Origin of the sequence: Bradyrhizobium sp. ORS 111 (assembly GCF_045571485.1) — a bacterium.
GTDB lineage: Bacteria > Pseudomonadota > Alphaproteobacteria > Rhizobiales > Xanthobacteraceae > Bradyrhizobium.
In genome coordinates this window covers 569054-590416 of record NZ_CP120701.1, presented here as the reverse complement: position 1 = coordinate 590416, position 21363 = coordinate 569054, and the positions used below count along the sequence as shown (strand labels likewise).

Below are 21363 nucleotides of genomic sequence, written 5' to 3'. Positions count from 1 at the left end.
GCGACGCATGCCCGGCAGATAGCAGAGCCGACGCCATTCGCAAAAACCGATGTCGTCGAATGGGCCGCATCAGCGTGCCCGGGCCACTGGAGGAAGGTCTGGTTGCGGTCACGTATTCAGTCCCGAACAACAAGGAGAGCTACGACTGGCCACAGACATGATGGCGTCTGGTTCTAAGGTGCTGCGCGTGTCCCGTGCCATGGTTGTGGTGAGGCTGGGACCCGCGCCACCGTGCTGGGCTGCCCCGCCATGCACGCTAGACCAATCGGAGCCCTTTATTGTCCGACCTTCATGCGTTCCGGCAGGCGCTTCTTCAACAATTGTTCGCGGCCTTTAACCGTCACGACAGCGGCGGCGTAATGGCTTGCATGACCGATGACGTCATCTTCGATGCCGCCGCTGGGCCGGAGATGTGCGGCCGGCGGATCACGGGCGCGATGGACGTTCGTGCTGCGTTCGAGCGGACGTTTGCGGACATGCCAGATGCGAGCTGGCAGTGCACACGCCATGCCGTGTTCGGCAATCGCGCTTTGTCGGAATGGATTTTCCGCGCGACCACCAAGGACGGCAGCCGCATCGAAGCCCAGGGTTGCGATCTGTTCCAGTTTTCCGGCGACAAGATCTGCGTCAAGAGCGCCTTTCGCAAGGAAAGACCGCTGCAGACTGCCGTTCAACCGAAGGACCCGGTCCGTTCATGAACGTTCAATCGACATTTTCGCCGGCGGCCGAGTATGACCCGCGCTACGACCCGCTGGTGTCCGACGGGCCGGGACGGGACCGCGCTTACGCGCCGACATATTGGCTGGCGACCGCGGGCGACCCACCTCCGGCCGATGGTCCGATCACGCGCGATGTCGATGCCGATGTTGCGATCGTCGGCTCCGGCTATACAGGGCTCGCCTGCGCGATCTTTCTTGCGCGCGAATTTGGCATCAAGGCATTGGTGCTTGAGGCCAATCAGGTGGCTTGGGGTTGCAGCACCCGCAACGGTGGCCAGGCACAGAATGCCGCCGGCCGTCTCAGCCGCTCGGAATGGATCGCGCGCTACGGCCGCGACGTGGCGCTGCGGCTGCATGCCGAGGTGCAGGACGGCTTTGAAACCTTCGATGAACTCATCCGCAGCGGTGCCATCGACTGCGAGCCACAGCGTGGTGGCCATCTCTATATCGCGCACCGGCAACGCCATCTCAAAAAGATCGCCGCCGAATCGAATGTGTTGAACAACGTCTTTGGCTATGCCAGCAGGATTATCTCTCGAGACGAGCTGCGGCGCGATTTCGTCGATGAAGCGGAAGCGGTCGGCGCGGTGCATGAACCGCTCGGCATCGGTGTTCACCCGGCGAAGCTTGCGTTTGGCTATCAGCGCATGGCCCGCGCGCTCGGCGTGCGCATCCACACCGCGAGCCCGGTCGAGCAAATCGAGAGCCGCAACGGCATTTTTCGGCTCCGCACGCCCGGCGGCACGGTGCGTGCGCGGGCGGTCGGCATCGCCACCGGCGCGTATACGGCGCCCGGCCTGACGCCGCACCTCCGCGGGCGCTGCATGCCGATCCTTTCGAATTCGATCGTCACCCGCCCACTGACGGCGGCCGAGCTTGACGCGACCGGCTTTCGCACCACGCAGGTCATCACCGACACCCGCACCTTGCGCTTCTACTACCGAAGGCTTCCCGACAACAGGGTGCAGATCGGCAGCCGGAGCGCAATCACCGGTGCCGACGCGGCTCACGAACGCCATCTCCAGCTACTGATCGACGGCCTGCATCGCAAGTTTCCACCGCTCGAGGGAATCGAGATCGATTACTCGTGGTGGGGCTGGGTCGATGTCAGTCACGACATGATGCCGCGCATCTTTCGACCCGAGCCGAAAGCCGATCTCGTCTACGCGCTCGGTTACGGCGGCAACGGCGTATCGTACTCGACGCAGGCCGGCCGACGCATGGCGCAGATGATCGCGCGTCGCAATTTCAAAGGCGACGACCTGCCGATATTTACGTCGCCGCTGCCGGGCCATCCGCTGGCGCCGTTCCGTCGTCTCGGCCAGCGCATGCTCTATCATTGGTATCACCTGCGCGACGAAGTGGCCTAACGGCCGCGCACGGTTGCTGCCAACCAGAAAGTGTCAGTTGAGGGAGGACCTGCGATGAAAATGACAACGGAAGAAGCCTTCGTCAAAGTGCTTCAGATGCATGGTATCGAGCATGCGTTCGGCATTATCGGCTCAGCGATGATGCCGGTCTCTGATCTCTTTCCCACCGCAGGCATTACCTTCTGGGACTGTGCTCATGAAACCAACGCCGGATTGATGTGCGACGGCTACAGCCGTGCTACCGGCAGGATGGCGATGGCCATTGCCCAGAATGGGCCGGGCGTGACGGGCTTTATCACCGCGGTCAAGACCGCGTTCTGGAATCACACCCCGATGCTCGTCGTCACTCCACAAGCGGCCAATAAGACGATCGGCCAAGGCGGCTTTCAGGAAGTCGATCAGATGGCGATGTTCGAGGAAATGGTCTGCTATCAGGAGGAGGTGCGCGATCCGACCCGAATTCCGGAAGTACTTAACCGCGTGATCGAAAAGGCCTGGCGCCGCTGTGCACCGGCGCAAATCAATGTGCCGCGCGACTACTGGACCCACGTCATCGACGTCGAATTGCCCAGCATTGTTCGACTCGAGCGGCCGGCGGGCGGGTCCAATGCGATCGCCGAGGCGGCGAGGCTGCTCTCCAAAGCCACTTTCCCCGTCATCCTCAACGGCGGCGGCGTTGTCATCGGCGGAGCCATTCCGGAATCAATCGCGCTGGCCGAACGCCTCGATGCGCCGGTGTGCTGCGGCTACCAGCACAATGACGCTTTCCCCGGAAGCCATCGGCTCGCCGTGGGGCCGCTGGGCTACAACGGGTCCAAGGCCGCGATGGAGCTGATCGCCAGAGCCGATGTGGTACTCGCGCTCGGCACACGCCTCAATCCGTTCTCGACGCTGCCGGGCTATGGCATCGACTATTGGCCCAGAAGCGCCAGCATCATCCAGGTCGATATCAATCCCGACCGGATCGGACTGACCAAGAAAGTGAGCGTAGGCATCTGTGGCGACGCCAAGCAGGTGGCTCGTCAAATCCTCGAACGGTTGTCGGCATCGGCGGGAGACAAGGGGCGCGACGATCGTGCCGCGCTCGTCCATCAAACCCGGTCGGCTTGGCTGCAGCAGCTTTCCTCGATGGATCACGAAGACGACGATCCCGGGACCGAGTGGAACGCGGGCGTCCGCCGACGCGAGCCCGATCGCATGTCGCCGCGCCAGGCCTGGCGAGCGATCCAGGCGGCATTGCCCAAGAACGCAATCATCTCCACCGATATCGGTAACAACTGCGCCATCGGAAATGCCTATCCGACTTTCGAGCATGGCCGAAAATATCTCGCACCGGGCATGTTCGGTCCGTGCGGCTACGGCTTCCCATCCATCGTCGGCGCCAAGATTGGGTGCCCGGATGTCCCGGTGGTGGGTTTTGCAGGCGACGGCGCATTCGGCATCTCGATGAACGAGATGGGGTCGATCGGCCGCGACGGATGGCCCGCGATCACCATGGTGATCTTCCGAAATTACCAATGGGGCGCGGAAAAGCGCAACACCACGCTGTGGTACGACAACAATTTTGTCGGTACCGAGCTTAACCCCAACCTCAGCTACGCCAAGGTCGCCGAAGGCTGCGGATTGAGGGGAGTGGCCGTTAGCGCCCAGGCTGAATTGACCGCAGCGCTGCGCGCCGCCGTCGAGCAGCAGTCAAAGGGGATCACGACCTTCATCGAGGTGATCCTGAACCAGGAGCTCGGCGAACCATTCCGTCGCGACGCCATGAAGAAGCCCGTCGTGGTCGCCGGCATCAGCCGCGCCGATATGTGCCCGCAGCAACCAGCCTAACGGCGGAAGGCTCGATGAAGCCGCTGAACCGCATCATTGAGGCCGCCCGGCAAGCGCCCCGGCGGATCGTGTTGCCGGAGGGAGAAGACATCCGGATCGTCGAGGCAGCGGTGCGTGCCAAGCGTGATGGCTTGGCGGAGAGCATCCTGGTCGGCAATCGTCAGGTTGTCGGCGAGAAACTCAAGATGGTCGGCGCGATTCCGAATTCCATTCGCGTCGAGGACCCCATGACCTCGCCCTTGGCCGCGCGGCTCGCTGCCGCGTTTCACGACATACGCAGGGCCAAAGGCGTCGATGCCGCAACCGCATGCGAGGCGCTTCGTAGGCCACTGGTCTTCGCGGCTATGATGGTGCGAGAGGGCGAAGCCGATGGCACTGTGGGCGGCGCGGTCGCAACGACGGCTGAAACCGTGCGGGTCGCATTGCAGACGATCGGCAAGGCGCCCGGCTCGCAACTCGTCTCGAGCTTCTTCCTGATGCTGCTGTGCCAACCGCATCATTTGAAGAAGGGAGCTGTCGTCTTCTCCGACTGTGGTCTCGTCGTCGAGCCCGATGCCGCCACCATGGCCAACATCGCATGCATGTCTGCACGATCCTATGAGATGCTCGCGGGAGCGCCGGCCAGGGTGGCGATGCTTTCTTTCTCGACAAGCGGCAGCGCAGCCCACGAGCGTGTCGCCAGGGTTGCCGAAGCGACACGGCTTGCTCGCGAGGCCAATCCGGAGCTTGTCATCGATGGAGAACTGCAATTCGATGCAGCATTCGTGGAAGCGGTCTGCGCTTCCAAGGCCCCTGGGTCGGTGCTGAACGGGGAAGCCAACGTGTTCGTCTTCCCCAACCTTGATGCCGCCAATATCGGCTACAAGATCGCCGAACGCATCGGCGGTGCGACCGCTATCGGGCCGATTCTGCAGGGCCTTGCCATGCCGGCGAACGATCTCTCGCGAGGTTGCAGCGTTGACGACGTCTATCACATGATTGCCGTGACGGTCGTCCAGGCCAGCCGGGCAGCCCGTGCCTGACTGTGAAGTTCCGCTTCATACCCCATCAACATTAGCACGAATAGTCGCCCGCTGAAGCTGCTGTATCGTCGGTTGCACGTAGCGGCTCGTAGAGGCCGCGCTCGCCAATGCACGAGGAGACGACAACATGACAGTCTCGGTCGTTCACGCCGACACCGGCTCCACACCCCAGGAATGGCGCAGTCTGCTGTGGCTTGCGCCGGCGACGGCACTGTGGATCGCATCGATCTACTGGCAGCCGATCATCCAGACCAGCGGTGTTCCGACCACGGTGCACCAGTTGGCAGCGCACGGGCTTATCGCGGTCGGCCTGTGGCTTGGCCTCGAAGGCACCGAGCTGACGCCGGACCAGCGTCGCACGACCTGGCTGACGGTCATGATCCCCTACACTCTCTGGTTCGCCGTCGCCTGGAGTGGCGCGATCAATGGCGCCCTCCGCGCGGGCGCCACACCGCCAATATTTCTGTTGGCGGTTTGGCTGCCGATGGTCATCGGCGTCCCGCTGCTCTTGTTGTCGAAGCGTATGGGACAGGTGCTCGATGCCATGCCGGCGACGTGGCTCGTCGCCGTTCAGCTCTACCGGGTCTTCGGGAGCTGGGCGCTCGTTGCCGGACTGCGCGGAGCCCTGCCCGGCTTGCTCGCGTGGCCGGCGGGCACCGGCGACATCCTGACCGGTCTGTTCGCCCTACCGGTTGCCATCGCGGTAGCGACCGGTACGGCTCGAGGCCGCAGAGCTGCGATCACCTGGAATATCTTCGGCCTCGCTGATTTCGCGGTCGCGATTGCCATGGGCGCGATCACCTCGCCCGGTCCCTTCCAGCTCATCGTTCCGGATGTGCCGAGCATCGGCGCCGGCGTCTACCCGGATGTGCTGACCCCTGCTTTCGTGGTGCCAAGCTCCGTCCTGCTGCACGCGCTGTCGCTGCGGCAATTGCACCGGCGAGCCAAGCCTCGCGGCTAGAGCGCGATCGGATTGAGCAGAATCGTCATCGCGCTTTAGCTCCTTGCTTGAGCAGATCTCCGCGCAAACACGTTCTGCACTTGCCGCGAGGGAAAGCCGCTGCACACTGTTCCGGATCTGCTCCAGGTTACGCCGGGCTCGGTCCATGACGACGAGAAACCGTCAGCCCATCGCAAATGCGCTTTACTTCATAATATGAAGTTGATACTATCGTATTTATAGTAATCGACGGAGAAGCGCCATGCGCGTCACGGGCGGGTGCCTGTGCGGGGCGATTCGGTTCGAAGGGGACTGCGAGCCACGGTTTCAGGTGGCGTGTTACTGCACGGATTGCCGGCGAACCAGCGGAGCCGGTCACGCCGCGATGATGGGATTTGCCGACGGCGCGATCCGGATCACGCCGGGTGCGCGAGAATTTACGTCCAAGGCCGACAGCGGCAACGACATCGTCCGCGCGTTCTGCCCGACCTGCGGCTCGGGCATTTATTCGCTGACCGCCGGCATGCCGCATTTCATCTTCCTGCGCGCATCCGCGCTCGACGACACCTCGTTGTACACGCCTCAACTTGCGGTGTGGGCCGCCCGTGCCCCGGCCTGGGATGTCGTGCCTTCGCATCTGCCCGCCTTTGCCGAGGCACCACTCGGCAACTAGAGCGAGGTCCGGAAAGGTCTGAACGCGCTCTAATCGAAGGAGGAGATGATGGCGATAACTGAAGCCGGCGGCGGTGTCGTGTCCAGGAGCAACTTCTGGCTGGGCGTTGCAGCCTATCTCGTGCCGACATTCCCGATTGCCTATGTCTGGCACTTGGTGTTGTTCGCGCCGGCCTACGACGCGCTGGACATCTATCGCCCTGATCCCATCATTCCGTTCGGCTTCGCCTCGATGGTCATTCAGGGCGTCATTTTCTCCTGGGCCTACCCGCGGCTGCTTCCCGGGCGCGGTAGCGCCATCTTCAAACCCGGGCTTTCGTACGGATTCGCGCTTGCGGCGTTGTCGTGGTCCTTCACGACACTCGCCGTCGCCGCGAAGAACTTGATGAGCTCTGTCCCGACCTACATGCTGCTGGAGACAGGATTTACAGTGCTGCAGTTCGCAATCGTCGGGCCGCTGATGGCGCTTGCCCACCGAAGGTGAGAGGAAGAGCGAGATGCCGAAATATGTCATCGCCTATCTCGGCGGCAAGCAAGCGGCGACCGCGGAAGCGCGGGCCGCGCATATGGCCAAATGGAAGGCCTGGGTCGATGGGCTAGGCCACCGCATGGCCAACCCTGGCACGCCGCTGGGGCAGGGAAAGCTCGTAACCATGGACGGCCTGTCAGAACGCGGGCCGAACCATCTGACCGGATTTTCCATCGTGCTCGCCGACGACATGGACGCGGCACTCGAAATCGCGCGAGCCTGTCCCTTCCTCGAGATCGGCACGATCGAAGTCGCCGAAGCGATCGAAATGCACTGAAGACCAGTGGAACGCCGCGATCAGCCGGTTGACCCGTCCGAATGGAGCGGTCATGTCATCTGAATGAGCGGAACCCGCTACAATCAGTTTTGTGCGCTAGCGCGCGCAGCCGAGATCGTCGGTGAGCGCTGGACGCTGCTGATCATCCGTGAGCTGTTGCTCGCGCCGATGCGCTTCGGCGATCTTCGCGAGCGGCTCGGCGACGTCAGTCCAGCGCTATTGACGGACCGGCTCAACGCCTTGATCGAGGCGGGTGTTGTGCAGCGTGCGGTCCTGCCGGCCCCTTTCAACGCCCAGGTCTATGAGCTCACCGAAACCGGCCGCGCGATCCAGCCCGCGATTCGCGAGTTGATCCGCTGGGGCGGGCGCTTTCTCTTTCCCATGCGCAAGGGCGAAGCCTTCGAGCCCGACTGGGTGTTGCTCGCCCTCGAAGCCATCGCGCGCCGCACGGCTGTGCCGCAATGCCGGATCGGCTTGCGTATTCCGTATCCGGGTGGAAGCGCCGGATTCATCATCGAGGGCGGCTCCGAAGGAACCCGCGTTTCCAAAGGCCAAAGTTCGGGCATCGCCGCAATCGAGGCGCAGTTCGACGTTCTGCTCCAGATCTTGGGACGACATCTGCCACTCGACGAGGCCGTCGCAAGCGGAGCGGCCAAGATCGAGGGGAGCTCACAAACACTCCGCAGGTTGCCGAGCCTGTTTGAGCTTGCGACCGCAAGGCGCTGATCGCACACATCCTCTCAGGTCCGGGACAGCCATCGTGATGTTCCCCTCTCTTATTTGGTGTTGGCTTCCCCGAAAAACTCCAGGATAAGCTTCGTGACGCGTTGCGGTTGATCGAGCATCATGAAATGCGACGCGCCATCGATGCGCTCGGTCCGCCAAGGGGCTCGCATATAACGATACGTCTCCAGCATGTAGTCGGGCAGAAGATAGTGATCCTCCACGGTCCAAAGCCCCAGAGCCGGAACGGTGACGTCAGGCAGGGGCGGCGCAGGTGGCGCGCCGGGCCGGCGGTTCGCGCGATACCATCCAAGGCCCGCAGTCAGCGCACCGTCGGGCGCCAAACCCGCGATCCATCTGTCAGTGTCGGGATGATTTCGCATCCAGTTGCGGAATAGACGCCAGTTGTCCTTCTTCAGCATCTCCTCGGCTTCGGGAAACTGGAACAGAAGCATGTACCAGCTCTTTTCCATCTGCTCGATTGTCGGATTTCGCCCGCCGTTCGGGTGGCCGACGGTGAGCGCGACGAGCTGCTCGACGCGATCGGGATGATGCGCCGTGATGTACCAGGCAGCTCCGCCGCCGCGATCGTGCCCCACGATCCGCGCTCGTTCGATGCCCAGCGACGCCAGCAGGGCCAGCGCCCGTTCGGCATCTTTGGCGGTGGTGTAATTCTCCGGCGCGAGTGGTTTGTCGGATCGCCCGAGGCCGAGAAGGTCAGGCGCGATCACTCGGTAGCCCGCCTTGACCAACTCGGGAATCTGATGACGCCAATCGGTCGAGTCATTGGGAAAGCCGTGAAGCATCAGCACCGCGGGGCCGGAGCCGACGTCCACGACGTTCTGATTGAACGCTCCGGCCCTGATCGATTTCGACGGCAGATCGGATGGAGTGGCAGACTGTGGCGCAGCGATTGCCTCGGCGGCGATCGCCGGCCCGGCCACCGCGACAGCGCCAGCCTTGAAAAGGTTACGGCGACTGAGGTTTTGGCGTCCCACGTGCGGTCGAGGGTCGTCGCCACATGCCTGCAATGGCGTCATCACTTTCCTCCACTACGCTTCCCCGCCCAGCCGCGCTGCTTTCTCTCGCGCTAACCGACACGCCTTCCGAAGATCTCCAAGTACATTTGCCAGGTTCGGCCATCACCACTGAGCCGGTGAGCCGAGTAGTGGAACGATTTCTCAGTCACGTCTTCGTAGCGCCACCGAATCGGAGTGCGATCCGCGAGATGTCCTTCCATCGCGATGGCCTGTCCATTTCGACGCGCGGTGAGCTCTGCATTTGTCTCGACCGCCGCCGGATTGATGAATAGGACGCGCCAGGCGGCGCGTTCGCGATCGTAGGTTCGTATCGTCGTGGCGTATCGGTCTCCTGGTGCTGACCCGCCCGATGTCCGGTCGGCCGGTCGAGGAAATATGAAGAGGTCCTGGATGGCGCGTCCTTCCAGCACCCATGATGCGTGGACCTCACCCCGCGTGCGGCGCACTTGCCCATCAGCGCCGTGGATCGTCGCGTCGATGTCCCAGCTTCCGATCAGAAAGCCGAAGAGGTCATCGACGTGGTCCAGTTCGGATGACCGCCGCGAGCATGCGAGTGCATCAAGGAAGGCGCTTCGAGAGGTCATTGCAACAAAACGTTCCCGCACGGATCAGGTTTCAGGTATCGGCCTGGCGAAGATGGATTCGAGGAGAGCTCACGAACGCTGCGCAGGTTGGCAGGCCTGTTGAGATGCTACGGCAAAGCCTTGGCAGCTTCGTGCGCGTCAGGCGCCATTCGCGACGATTGGCCGGCTGATGCTTCGGGCCGTCAGAAGGCGGAGCTTATCGTTGATCTCCGAAGGAGCGAGAGTTTGTCAGCTCCCTCTCAGAGGGTCTGTTTGCTCGCCCGATATCGCGTTTTGTGACGCGCATCGGATCGCCGTGGATCCGGAGGGCAAAAATCGAGAACTGATATTAGAATCAATGATATGGCGGAGAGAGTGGGATTCGAACCCACGGTACGGTTTCCCGCACACACGCTTTCCAAGCGTGCGCCTTAAGCCACTCGGCCATCTCTCCGGGAGGCCCTCTCTTGAAGGGACGAGGCGGATTTTGCAAGGGAGTGTGGGGCCGCGGTTGCGAGATTTCCTCAAGTTACTGGGATTGCTGGATAATTCCGTCTTGGGGTCGTGCCTTAGCTGGCGCCATGGGCGAGGTTTTGGCCGCGATTGGGGGAGAGCGGCGTGGATCACCGCTGAGGCGCGCGACTCACGGGTAATCCCATCGCTCCAAGCCTGCCAACGCGGTCCGCCCGCAGGCGGAGCGGAAACCATTTGCCAATGCGTGCTGACGTCAATCACCGAGTTAGGTCATGCCCGCGCATGCGGGCATCCAGTACGCTGCGGCCTCTCGGCTCAAGCACGGGCATCTCTGGAATACTGGGTCACCCGCCTTGGCGGGTGGCGACGGCGCAAGATCGGCTGTTTGACCTGTGTATCAGGCTGGCCGCCATCACACCGGCGAGGACGGTAACAACGCGGCTATCCGGATTACGATGACCACGCGCCGCGACACGCATGCCTCGCGACGCGCGGTCCGCGCCAATGGGCTGCAACAGCCCGGCTGTTGCGCGGGAACGACGGAGGCTCCATTCCGTCGGAGTGAGCGAGTGTGATTGCGGCCTGCCCGTCCAGCGACGACGGCGGCCGCTCAGTGATACCGCGCCGCGACATCCGATGCGCGGCGCGGCCAAACGGTTGGCGGCTCGGGCAGCACGGTGTCGCCCGTGTCGTGCGTGGCCTGCAACGCGTCAATGAAGTCGGCGAACCATTGCTGGATGGTGTGCGTGTTGAGCTTCGTCATCATCGCTTCCCAACGCGTCCGCCGCTCGGTCAGCGGCATCGTCAGCGCCGAGGCGATCGTGCGCGCCATGCCATCGATGTCATGCGGATTGACCAGGAGCGCGGCGTCGAGCTCGTTGGCGGCACCGGCGAATTTCGACAGCACCAGCACGCCAGGATCGGCCGGGCTTTGAGCCGCGACATATTCCTTGGCGACGAGATTCATGCCGTCCTGCAGCGGTGTCACCACGCCGACCTGCGCGGTGCGATAGAGTCCCGCCAGCACGCCCTGACCAAATCCCTTGTTGAGATAGCGGATCGGCGTCCAGTCCACCTCGCCATGGGTGCCGTTGACGTCGGTGACGAGCTTGGCGATCTCACTCTGCAAATTGCCATAGGCTTCGATCGCGCCGCGCGAGGGGGTTGCGATCTGCAGCAACGACACCGAGCGCTTGAGGTGCGGATAGAGCGTCCACATCTTGTCGAACGCCTTGATGCGATTGCCAAGGCCCTTGGAGTAGTCGAGCCGGTCGACGCCGATCGCGAGCTTCTCGCCGTTGAGGCTGCGCCGCAGCCGCGTCACGTCGGGATGCGTCATCGCCTTGGCCGCCTGCTGCATGAACCTCTCGGGATCGATGCCGATCGGGAACACCGCAGCGCGCGCGCGGCCGGACGACGACGTGACCACGCCATCCCGAACCGCGAGATCGAGATCGTCCTGCACATAGGCGAGGAAGTTCTCGCAATCCTCTTCGGTCTGGAAGCCGATCAGGTCATAAGCGAGCATCGCCTCGATCAGCTCGCGATGGTTCGGTACGCCGGAGATCACGGCGCGCGTGGGCCACGGCGTATGCAGGAAGAAGCCGATCGGCTGTGCAACGCCGAGCGCGCGCAATTCCGCACCGAGCGCGAGGAAATGATAGTCCTGGATCCAGAACACGGAATCGGGCTTGCGGAATCGCAGCAGCGCGCGCGCCATGAAGGCGTTCACTTCGCGATAGCTCGTGTAATCGTCTCGCGACGCGCGAATCAGATCGGCGCGCGAATGCAGGGCCGGCCACAGCGCAGAATTGGCGAAGCCTTCGTAGTAGCCGCCGTAGTGCGCGGCCGGCAGGTCGAGCATCGCCAGCGCACCGGCGCCGAGCGCTTCAACCTCTGCAAATGGTTCCTTCAGGCTCCCGTCGCGGACCCGGCCGCTGGAACCAACCCATATCGCCCCTGTCTTTTCCACCACCGGCAATAATGCCGCTGCCAGCCCCCCCGTCATGGGTTCATTAGGTTTTCCGCGCGCCAAGCGGTTCGAAACGACGACGAGGTTCACCAGGTCCCCTCCTATTGGTCAACTCGCGTATTAACAACCATTCATCAAGATGGTTCCTCATCAAGGAATCTCCCAAATGAAACCAAATTCTGGCGAAGACGCACGGAACTCGCGGGAACTCGCGAAAAGAAAAATGCGCGCGAGGCATGGCTCGCGACGCAAAAGCACCGCATTCGATTCGGAGGCGGCGATCGGAAAGTGCGGAACGGTCTTCCCTCGCGACAAGCGCGCCGCGCTGGCACGGAGATCATGCGCAAACAAGGATCATCGCGCTTTAGGACAGGCTCACATGCCTTTCGTCACCGGTTGAGCAATTGCGCGAGGAATTCGCGCACGTCGGTCGGTGTGCCGAAATACCCGTCGACGCCGGCCGCGCGACGGCCTACGGAGAAGGCCAGGCCGTGATAGTCGGGCATGATCTCGAACACGCTCTCGTCGGTGACGTCGTCGCCGATGAAGAACGGGCGCCGTCCCTTGAACGGCTCGTGGGTCATCAGTTCGAGCACGCCGCTCGCCTTGGTGAAGCCTGCCATCTTGATCTCGCACACGCTCTTGCCCGGCAGCACCTCGATCGGTGCATCCGGCAGATCGGCGCGGATCAGCGATACAGCTTCGTAGATCGCCTTCTCCGCATGCGGCGCGAGCCTATAGTGCAGCGCCAGCGAGTAACCCTTGTCCTCGAGCAGAATTCCGGGGCTGAGCTTGGCGATCGCGGCAAGGCGGCGCTTCAACTCCTTGTCCAGCGGCGGGGAATGCGCGGCGACCGCTTCGTCGCTGTCGGGCTGCAATCGCATCTCGGCACCGTGGCCGCCGATCGCGGGAAACAGATCCGGCGCGAAGATCAGATCGATGTCGTTGAGCGAACGGCCGCTGACCAGCGCCAGCGCGCCGCCGGTGCGCTTGTGCAGGCCCCTCATGGTCTCCGCCAGATCCGGCGGCACCCACACCTCGCGCGGCGTCGGTGCGAAATCGAGCAGGGTGCCGTCAACATCGAGCAGCACGGCGGTCTCGGTCAGCGGCGGAATCAACGACGCCGGCGCCGGCGAACTGCCCGGCGCTGCACTACCAGGGGCGATGTCATCATCCAAGGGCATTTCGGCTACGTCATGCTTCATGTCATTCTACTCCACAACTGCCAGCGGTCGCGCAACAGATTCGAGCGATTTTCGCTCGGCCGCGACGGCGTAACGCCATGCGACCACTGCGGCCACGACCATGAGCGCCGCCCCCAGAAGGTAGCCGGCAAAGACACTGTTGCGCGATCCGGTGTCGATCAGCACGCCGAACAACGCGGGTCCCACCACGCCGCCGATGCCGGTGCCGATCGCATAGAACGCGGCGATCGCGAGCGCGCGGACCTCCAGCGGAAAGTTCTCGCTGACGGTGAGGTAGGCCGCGCTCGCCGCCGGCGAGGCAAAGAAGAAGATCACCATCCAGGCAATGGTCTGGCTCTGCGCGCTCAGCGCGCCGATCGAGAACAGATAGCCGGACAGCGCCAGCAGCACGCCAGACACGCCATAGGTCAGCGTGATCATGGTGCGGCGGCCGAGGGTGTCGAACAGCCGGCCGAGCAGCAGCGGTCCGAGGAAATTGCCGGCGGCAAAGGGCAGGATGTACCAACCAACATCATTGGCGGGGATGCCGAAGAAGTCGGTCAGAACAAGGGCGAAGGTGAAGAAGATCGCATTGTAGAAGAACGCCTGCGCGGCCATCAGCACCAACCCGACCAGCGAACGCTGCCGATAGGTGGAGAACAATGTGGTTGCGACCTCGCGCAGCGGCGTGTGGTCGCGCATCCGGATCCTGATCTTGTCAAAATCGCCGCTCGACTGGGTGTGGCCGAGGACGGAAGCCTCAATGCCGTCGACGATCCGGTGCGCCTCGTCGGGCCGGCCGTGGATCATCAGCCAACGCGGGCTCTCGGGGATCCACATCCGCATGAAGAGCACGACGAGACCAAGCACCGCGCCGGTGAAATAGGCGATCCGCCAGCCGTGATCCGGCGCCAGCACGGCGGGGTCGAGCAGGAAGATCGCGCTGGATGCGCCGATCGCGGCGCCGATCCAGAAGCTGCCATTGATGACGAGATCGGTCCAGCCGCGATAGCGCGCCGGCACCAGCTCCTGGATGGTCGAATTGATCGCGGTGTATTCGCCGCCGATGCCGGCACCGGTCAAAAAACGAAACAGTGCGTAGCTCGCGACATTCCACGACAGCGCGGTCGCGGCGGTGGCCGAGAGGTACAGCGCGAGCGTGATGAAGAACAGCTTCTTGCGCCCGATGCGGTCGGTCAGCCAGCCGAATCCGAGCGCGCCGAGCACCGCGCCGGCGAGATAGGCGCTGCTGGCAAAGCCGACATCGGCGTTCGAGAACCGCATCGCCGGGCTGTCCTTCAGCGCGCCCGACAATGCGCCGGCGAGCGTCACCTCGAGCCCGTCGAGAATCCAGGTTATGCCGAGTGCCAGCACCACGCGGGTGTGGAATCCGCTCCAGTGCAGATTGTCGAGCCGAAGCGGAATCGAGGTCTCGATGATGCGGTCATCAGCCTCCGCGGCCGGCGCCGCCGCCTCGCCCGTTGTCGCAGTGCTGAGCTGTGTCTGCTGCAGAGTCATCGTGCCTGACTAATGGGAAAAACCCCGGAACGAAACGCTCCAAGGCCCTCACTCCCGGATTGCGGCAAACCGGATGCCCGCCACGTGGCGACAACGCCCGCGTCGCGCAGAGGTTCCCGCTTCGGTGCACAGGAACGGAACACGGCGGCCGTTGTTGCCCGCAAAAGATCAAGGAGCCAACAATGGCGGCACACAAGCGAGCCACCCGGAAATCGGCACCAAAGTCCGCGACACGGAAGACCGGCACGGCACGGCGCAAGACCGGCACGCGAAAAACCTCGTCCGGCCGCTGGTCACAGCGCGTGACACGAGAGAGCGACGCGCTCGATCTCAAGCGCGGCGTGTTCAAGCTGACCAGCGCCAAGAAGATTGCGACATCGCTGAAGCGGTCGGCCGAACACAGCAAGCGGCGCAAGAGCGGCGCCTATCGGTCCGCGTTGTCGATGCTGACCTTCTACATCAACCGCGCCGGCAAGGGGCTGCCGCAGGCTCAGCGGGCGCGGCTCGAACGCGCCAAGGTCGAGTTGAAGCACCAGTTCGGCCGCGATTAGCTCGGCCGGCCTCACCTTCGCCGCAACGCGTGCGGTGTGGTTACGCCGCGCGGATGTTTGCCATGAAGCGGTCGAGCTCCTCCCGCAGCCGCGTGCTCTCGACCGACAGCGAGCGGGCCGAGTTCAACACCTCTTCGGACGCTGCACCGGTCTCGGTCGCGCCCCGGTTGACCTGGGTGACGCTGGCGGCGGCTTCCTGCGTGCCCTGCGCAACATTCTGCACGCTGCGGGCGATCTCCTGCGTCGCCGCGCTCTGCTGCTCGACCGAGCTTGCGATGTTGGTGGCGATGCCGGAGATCTGGGAGATGGTCCCGCCGATCTCCTTGATCGCGGCGACCGATTCCTGCGTTGCCGCCTGCATGCCCGAGATGTGATTGGAGATGTCCTCGGTCGCCCGCGCGGTCTGGCTCGCCAGCGACTTCACCTCGGATGCGACCACGGCGAAGCCGCGGCCGGCATCGCCGGCGCGCGCGGCCTCGATGGTGGCATTCAGCGCCAACAGGTTGGTCTGTTCGGCGATCGCCGTGATCAGCTTGACCACGTCGCCGATCTCCTGCGCGGCACGCGACAGCTTGCCGATCCGCGCATCGGTCTGCTCGGCCTGGCGCACGGCGGAATCGGCGATCTGGCTCGATTCCTTGGCGCGGCGGCCGATCTCGTCGACGGAAGCGGACAGCTCCTCGGTGGCGGACGCCACCGACTGCATGTTGCTCGACGCTTCTTCGGAAGCGCCGGCGACCTGGCTCGACAGATTCTGCGTGGTCTCCGCGGTCCGCGTCAGCGTGCCGGCCGCCGATTCGAGCTGCACGGCGGACGCCGACACGTTGGAGACGATCGCGCCGACGGCGGATTCGAATTCGTCGGCGAAGCGGATCAGCTCGGTGCGCCGCGCGGCGGCGCTCGCCTTGTTCTGCGCTTCCTGGGTCGCGGCATCGCGCTCGGCCTTGGCGATCGCCTGAACCTTGAACTCCTCCACTGCACCCGCCATCTCGCCGAGCTCGTCGCGCCGGCCGAGGCCGGGCAGTACGACGTCGAAATTGCCGGCGGCGAGCTCGCGCATCGCGGCACACATCGCGGCGATCGGCCGGGAAATGCCCTTGCCGAGCAGGAACGCCCAGGCGAGGCCCAGCACGAAGCCGCCGGCGGCAAGCATCAGGATCAGCCGCTCGGTCGCGCCGATCGTGGCATGGGATTCGTTCTCAAGCCGCTTCTGGTCGGCGAGCAGATCGGACTTCATCGCGGCCGAGCCCTGGCTGATGGCGGTGGCGGATTCCGTCATCTCGACCGTCAGCTCATCGATCGACTTCGAATTCTCGATCAACTTCGCGAGCGATTGCCGGTACTCGTCGAGCAGCCCGGCGACCTCCTTCAGCCCCTGATTGATCCGCTCGTTCTTCGAGGAGAGCGCGTGCAGCGAGTTCTCCACGAACTTCAGCCGCGCCATCGCGCTGGTCGCGACGGACTTGTCGGCATTGACGACGAACATGTTGGCGAGCGAGGTCGCTGCCTGGAACTGGTCCGAGACCTTCTTGGCACCGAACTGGATCGATTGCAGCTCGGAATCGTCGGCATTGCTCGGGAGGTCGTCGAGCTTGTAGCGCATCGAGTTTGCGCTGCGATTGAGATTGTTCTGCGCGATTCGCGTGTTCTCGTCCTTCAACTTGACGATGTCGGCGAAAATCTTGGCAAAGGCGCGGAATTCGCGCTCGAGCTTTGTGACCTGATCGAGCCGCGCCGGGTTGGTAGTGCCCTTCATCGCGGCCAGGATGGCATCCTTCAGGCTGGCTTCGGCTGCAAGCGCCGCCTTGGCATCGTCCTCCTTGCCGGTGACCACGAAATACCGCGCCAGCGAACCGTAGGAGATCAACTCGCGGTCGATGTTGCGGGCAAGATCGGCTTCCGCGACGCTCTGGCGGTAGGAGGCGACGCCGGCCGAGACCCGCTCGAACCCCATATAGGCAAAGCCCATGCTGGCCGCGGAAATCGCCAGCGTCACGGCAAAGCCGAGCATGATCTTGGCGCGGAATCTGAGGGTTGGGAATTTGATCGAACGCGATCGCTTAAGCCCCTGCATCCCAGCCCCCGTCTTCATTCTGAAAACCATGCGGCGTCCGGCGGCGCCCCGGCCCCCGAACCCGGCGCGCAACCTAGGGCAGAATCGATAAAGCTGCGTAAACGCAGATGCGTCCCGGAGCACAGGGAATGACGGAGGGCGTCGGTTTCCTGACCCGCAGGCGGGGCACCGACCGCTGGCATTCCAGACGGGCCGGGTGCGCCTCTACGACCTTCGTCCCCCGCATTCGCGATTGACGGGAAAGCCGGTCCCTTTAGTTTAGACTTGTTATAAGCAGGTCCCGGCCGCTGCCCGCGATCGGGACAAACATATCGGGAGGCGTCCCATGTCATTGCTGCGGATGGCGCGATCAGCGCCTGCGCCAATCGGGCGTGCCGGCAGCTCAGTCGGCCAATGATGTCTCCCCCTCCATTTCGGTGCCCCAGGGTACCTCGATCGCGTCCGGCCTGAGCCGGCGGCGATATGCGCGGGAGCACCTGCGCCAAGAAAAATAAAATGACCTGGTTTGGGAGAGAGCCCTTGGCGGAGAAGCACAACGGTGCCGCCGACAGTATTGTCGTGGCACAGGCGAAGACCGACGGACCGCGGGAAGCCGCGGACGAGATCGCGCGCCAATTGGCAAGTGCCAATCTCGCGATGGTCACGGTGTTCGTCTCGCCGTTCTACGATCCCGAGATCTTCATCGCCGAGCTATCGCGCCGGATGCCGGACACCCCGATCTTCGGCTGCACGACCGCCGGCGAGCTCTCACCGGCCGGCTGGGACGAGGACAGCGTGGTCGCAATGGGCTTCGATGCGGCCGACTTCGTGATCGCGGCCCGCCCGCTGCTCGACCTTTCCACCTTTCGGGTCGATCGCGGCCGCTCGATCTGCACCGAGCTGCAACAGGAGTTCGCGCAACGCACCGAGCAATGCGACCCTGCCGATGACTCGTTCGGGCTACTGTTCATCGACGGAATGTGCCAGCGCGAAGAGACCATCATGTCGGCGATTTACGCCTCGCTGGGGGACATTCCGATCGTCGGTGGCTCCGCCGGCGACGGCTTGCGCTTCGAGAAGTCCTGGGTTTTCCACAATGGCAAAGCCTACACCGACGCCGCCGTGGTGATCCTGATCAGGACCCGGCTGCCGTTCCGCCTGTTCAAATGCGATCACTTCGAGCCGACCGCGACCAAGATGGTCGTGACCGAGGCCGACATCGAGCGGCGGATCGTGAAGGAGATCAATGCCGAGCCGGCGGCGCTGGAATATTCGCGCGCGGTCGGCCTCAGCGACAGCAAGCTCGAACTGTTTTCCTTCGCCGCTCACCCCTTGCTGGTCCGGGTCGGCGGCGCCTACTACGCACGCTCGATCCAGCGCACCAATGCGGACGGGTCATTGCAGTTCTTCTGCGCCATCGACGAGGGAATGGTGCTGACGGTGGCGCGCGAGCGCGATCCGATCGATGCGACGAGGGACGCGTTCGAGGAGATCGCCCACGACCTTGGCGAGGTCTCGGTCTTCATCGGTTTCGAATGCGTGCTGCGCCGGCTCGACGTCGAGCAGCACCAACTGTCGCGGGAGATGTCGGAGCTCTACCGCCGCAACAATGTGATCGGCTTCCAGACCTATGGCGAGCAGTATCGCTCCATGCATGTAAATCAGACGCTGACCGGCGTCGCCATCGGCAAGCGGGCCATTGCTCCGCAATGACTGATGCCGGCACCAATCGCATTGCAGCGCTCGAGCGTGAGGCTGAGAAGCTGCGCAAGATCAACGCGGCACTGATGTCGCGCGTCGAACGTTCGACCGACCAGCAGCTCAATGCGTTCTCGCTGTTCGAGACGGCGATTGCGCTCGACCAGCAGGTTCGCGACCGCACCCAGCAGCTCAAGCAGGTGCTGCAGTCGCTGGAAAAGACCAATGGCCGGCTGCTGCAGGCAAAGCAGCAGGCGGAGGCGGCGAGCTCGTTGAAATCGTCCGTGCTGGTCTCCGTCACCCACGATCTGCTGCAACCACTGAACGCAGCGCGGCTGACGCTGTCGGCACTGACCGAAATGGCGACCGAGCCCAAGGGTGTCGCCCTGACCGACCAGATCGACCGCTCGCTGGCGACGCTCGAGGACATGCTGCGCACGCTGCTCGACATTTCCAAGCTCGATGCCGGCGTGCTCAAGCCGGAGTTCGGGCCGGTCGCGATCGCTTCACTGTTCGAACCGTTGCAGCAGGAATTCAGCCCGGTCGCGGCCAAGCGCAACCTCGCGCTTCGGATCATGCCGTCGTCAGGCGCGGTCCGCTCGGACCCGTTGATGCTGCGCCGGATCCTGCAGAACCTGCTGGCCAATGCGTTGCGCTACACCCAGCGCGGCAGCGTGCTGATGGGTTGCCGTAACAGCGGGGACCATATCTGCATTGAGGTGCACGATACCGGTCCCGGAATCCCGGAAACGCAGCGCGAGGCGATCTTCGTCGAGTTTCAGCGCGGCGAGACCAGCGCCGGCGACAAGGCCGGCATCGGGCTCGGCCTCTCGATCGTGCGCCGCTTTGCCGACGTGCTGGGCCATGACATCAGGCTGACGTCGCGCCCCGGCAAGGGCTCGGTGTTCTCGGTCACGCTCCCACGCTCCGCCGACCCCGTCGCAATTCCTGCGCGCGAGCAGGCCAGCGTCGATTACCGATATGGCGGCATGGAAGGCGCCAAGATCCTGCTGATCGAAAACGATCTGTCGAGCGCCGAGGGCCTCGCCAGCCTGCTGGAAAAATGGGGTTGCGACGTCGCCGTGACGATCTCCAAGACCGAAGCGCTCGAGCGCATCCGGGCGCTGGACGGAATTCCGGACGCCATCATCGCGGACCTTCACCTCGACAACGGCGAGACCGGGATCGAGGCCGTCGACGTGATCCGCAATGAAATCAAGTCCGGCGTTCCGGCGATCATTGTCACCGCCGACTACTCCGCCAAGGCGGCCTCCGATGTCTCGGCGTTCGGCCACGAGCTGTTGAAGAAGCCGATCAAGCCCGCCGAGATGCGCTCACTGCTGTCGTTCCTGCTGGCCGCCGAGCAGCCGGCGGCACGGCTATGAGTGACTGTCGCGCGACGGCGCGGCTGCGATCGGCGCGTGATCGTGCTTGCCGAAATCGAGCTTCGACAACGCGATGATCGCCTCGGTGCGGCTGCGCACGTTGAGCTTGCGCAGAATCTCCGAGACGTGCACCTTCACGGTCGTCACCGAGATACCGAGCTGATAGGCGATGTGCTTGTTCTGCAGGCCGCGGCAGATCATGTCGAGCACCCGAAGCTGCTGTGACGTGAACTGGCTAAGCTGCTGGATCAGCTCCCGCGCGTCGGCCTGGCCTTTCCGGGCAGCGGCCGCATCGCGGAAACGCGTCGGCAAGCATACTGCGCCTTCGAGGATGCCGCGCAACAGACGCGCCAACTCGACCTTCGGCGTGGATTTCGGAATATAGCCGGAAATGCCGAGCGAGATCGCGCTGCCGATGATCCGGGAATCGTCATGCGCCGATACGATGACAAGAGCACTGCGCGGCACGGCAGCACGCACCCGATAGGCTCCCAACAGCCCCGTTGTCCCAGGCATCGACAGATCGAGCAGGATCAGATCAAGGCCGTTGCGGGCCGAAATGACATCGAGCGCGCCGTCGATCGACGTCGCCTGCAGCACTTCGGCGTCGGGAAATTCGGCTTCGATGACACCGACCAGGGCGGCACGAAACAGCGGGTGATCCTCGACAATGAGTAGCCGAGGGGCACCCGCCTTGTTGACGGGCGGCTCGTCCAGGGGCGCGGTTGTGGTCAAAGCTGCGCCGTCTCCTCCCCGGTCGCTCATGACTGGCATTGCGGCACGACGTTATCTCAAAGCCGGGATGCAGCCTATAGAACGTTCGATGCCCTCGTCTTGCAGCGC

At 63.7% G+C, this 21363-nt stretch carries 19 protein-coding genes and 1 tRNA gene; 12 read left to right on the top strand and 8 right to left on the bottom strand.

Features of this window, described 5'->3' with window-relative positions:
• The first annotated feature begins 278 nt into the window (after nt 1-278).
• The 9 genes from P6U30_RS02760 (at nt 279) to P6U30_RS02720 (ending at nt 8085) form a co-directional block, all read left to right on the top strand.
• Nucleotides 279-698: a nuclear transport factor 2 family protein gene (locus P6U30_RS02760; protein WP_407168022.1), complete on the top strand. Its 420-nt coding sequence runs from the start codon at nt 279-281 to the stop codon at nt 696-698.
• Entirely contained in the window at nt 695-2089 is a 1395-nt protein-coding gene (locus P6U30_RS02755; RefSeq protein ID WP_407168021.1) for an NAD(P)/FAD-dependent oxidoreductase, read from the top strand. The genes P6U30_RS02760 and P6U30_RS02755 overlap by 4 nt, the downstream gene beginning before the upstream one ends.
• Nucleotides 2090-2143: 54 nt before the next feature.
• On the top strand, nt 2144-3919 hold the full coding sequence (xsc, locus tag P6U30_RS02750; RefSeq protein WP_407168020.1) for a sulfoacetaldehyde acetyltransferase: 1776 nt from the start codon (nt 2144-2146) through the stop codon (nt 3917-3919).
• A 14-nt stretch (nt 3920-3933) separates the two neighbouring features.
• Nucleotides 3934-4941: a phosphate acetyltransferase gene (pta, locus tag P6U30_RS02745; protein WP_407168019.1), complete on the top strand. Its 1008-nt coding sequence runs from the start codon at nt 3934-3936 to the stop codon at nt 4939-4941.
• Between the two features lie 127 nt (nt 4942-5068).
• Nucleotides 5069-5902, top strand: coding sequence for an MFS transporter (locus tag P6U30_RS02740; RefSeq protein WP_407168018.1), 834 nt, complete (start codon nt 5069-5071; stop codon nt 5900-5902).
• A 364-nt stretch (nt 5903-6266) separates the two neighbouring features.
• Nucleotides 6267-6554, top strand: coding sequence for a GFA family protein (locus tag P6U30_RS02735; RefSeq protein ID WP_407168017.1), 288 nt, complete (start codon nt 6267-6269; stop codon nt 6552-6554).
• A gap of 48 nt (nt 6555-6602) precedes the next feature.
• Nucleotides 6603-7037: a hypothetical protein gene (locus P6U30_RS02730; RefSeq protein ID WP_407168016.1), complete on the top strand. Its 435-nt coding sequence runs from the start codon at nt 6603-6605 to the stop codon at nt 7035-7037.
• A gap of 13 nt (nt 7038-7050) precedes the next feature.
• Entirely contained in the window at nt 7051-7359 is a 309-nt protein-coding gene (locus P6U30_RS02725; RefSeq protein ID WP_407168015.1) for a YciI family protein, read from the top strand.
• Nucleotides 7360-7527: 168 nt separating this feature from the next.
• A complete protein-coding gene (locus P6U30_RS02720; RefSeq protein WP_407168014.1) occupies nt 7528-8085 on the top strand; it encodes a winged helix-turn-helix transcriptional regulator in 558 nt (185 codons plus the stop codon).
• 50 nt (nt 8086-8135) lie between these two features.
• Here the strand turns inward: P6U30_RS02720 and P6U30_RS02715 are convergent, their stop codons facing one another.
• The 6 genes from P6U30_RS02715 to P6U30_RS02690 all read right to left on the bottom strand — a co-directional run bounded on the left by P6U30_RS02715 (nt 8136) and on the right by P6U30_RS02690 (nt 14833).
• A complete protein-coding gene (locus P6U30_RS02715) occupies nt 8136-9026 on the bottom strand; it encodes an alpha/beta fold hydrolase (RefSeq protein ID WP_407168013.1) in 891 nt (296 codons plus the stop codon).
• A gap of 146 nt (nt 9027-9172) precedes the next feature.
• Nucleotides 9173-9727 (bottom strand): hypothetical protein, encoded by a 555-nt coding sequence (locus P6U30_RS02710; protein WP_407168012.1) that lies wholly within the window; start codon nt 9725-9727, stop codon nt 9173-9175.
• Between the two features lie 322 nt (nt 9728-10049).
• Nucleotides 10050-10139, bottom strand: a tRNA-Ser gene (locus P6U30_RS02705).
• Nucleotides 10140-10769: 630 nt separating this feature from the next.
• The gene (locus tag P6U30_RS02700; RefSeq protein WP_407168011.1) at nt 10770-12221 is read right to left on the bottom strand and encodes a trehalose-6-phosphate synthase; all 1452 of its coding nucleotides are present in this window, start codon (nt 12219-12221) and stop codon (nt 10770-10772) included.
• A gap of 299 nt (nt 12222-12520) precedes the next feature.
• Entirely contained in the window at nt 12521-13336 is an 816-nt protein-coding gene (otsB, locus tag P6U30_RS02695) for a trehalose-phosphatase (protein WP_407168010.1), read from the bottom strand.
• 6 nt (nt 13337-13342) lie between these two features.
• Nucleotides 13343-14833, bottom strand: coding sequence for an MFS transporter (locus tag P6U30_RS02690; RefSeq protein WP_407168009.1), 1491 nt, complete (start codon nt 14831-14833; stop codon nt 13343-13345).
• A gap of 182 nt (nt 14834-15015) precedes the next feature.
• Here P6U30_RS02690 and P6U30_RS02685 point away from each other — a divergent pair, with 182 nt between their 5' ends.
• Entirely contained in the window at nt 15016-15384 is a 369-nt protein-coding gene (locus P6U30_RS02685) for a DUF3175 domain-containing protein (protein WP_407168008.1), read from the top strand.
• A 40-nt stretch (nt 15385-15424) separates the two neighbouring features.
• Here P6U30_RS02685 and P6U30_RS02680 read toward each other — a convergent pair whose 3' ends face one another.
• Nucleotides 15425-17458, bottom strand: a complete 2034-nt coding sequence (locus P6U30_RS02680) for a methyl-accepting chemotaxis protein (RefSeq protein WP_407170664.1) — start codon at nt 17456-17458, stop codon at nt 15425-15427.
• A gap of 519 nt (nt 17459-17977) precedes the next feature.
• Here P6U30_RS02680 and P6U30_RS02675 point away from each other — a divergent pair.
• Nucleotides 17978-19150, top strand: coding sequence for an FIST N-terminal domain-containing protein (locus P6U30_RS02675; RefSeq protein ID WP_407168007.1), 1173 nt, complete (start codon nt 17978-17980; stop codon nt 19148-19150).
• Nucleotides 19147-20520: a hybrid sensor histidine kinase/response regulator gene (locus P6U30_RS02670; RefSeq protein WP_407168006.1), complete on the top strand. Its 1374-nt coding sequence runs from the start codon at nt 19147-19149 to the stop codon at nt 20518-20520. The genes P6U30_RS02675 and P6U30_RS02670 overlap by 4 nt, the downstream gene beginning before the upstream one ends.
• Here P6U30_RS02670 and P6U30_RS02665 read toward each other — a convergent pair.
• Nucleotides 20515-21255 carry a LuxR C-terminal-related transcriptional regulator gene (locus tag P6U30_RS02665; protein WP_407168005.1) on the bottom strand — a complete coding sequence of 247 codons (741 nt, stop codon included), beginning with the start codon at nt 21253-21255 and terminating at the stop codon, nt 20515-20517. The two genes, P6U30_RS02670 and P6U30_RS02665, sit on opposite strands and share 6 nt — an antisense overlap.
• Between the last annotated feature and the right edge of the window lie 108 nt (nt 21256-21363).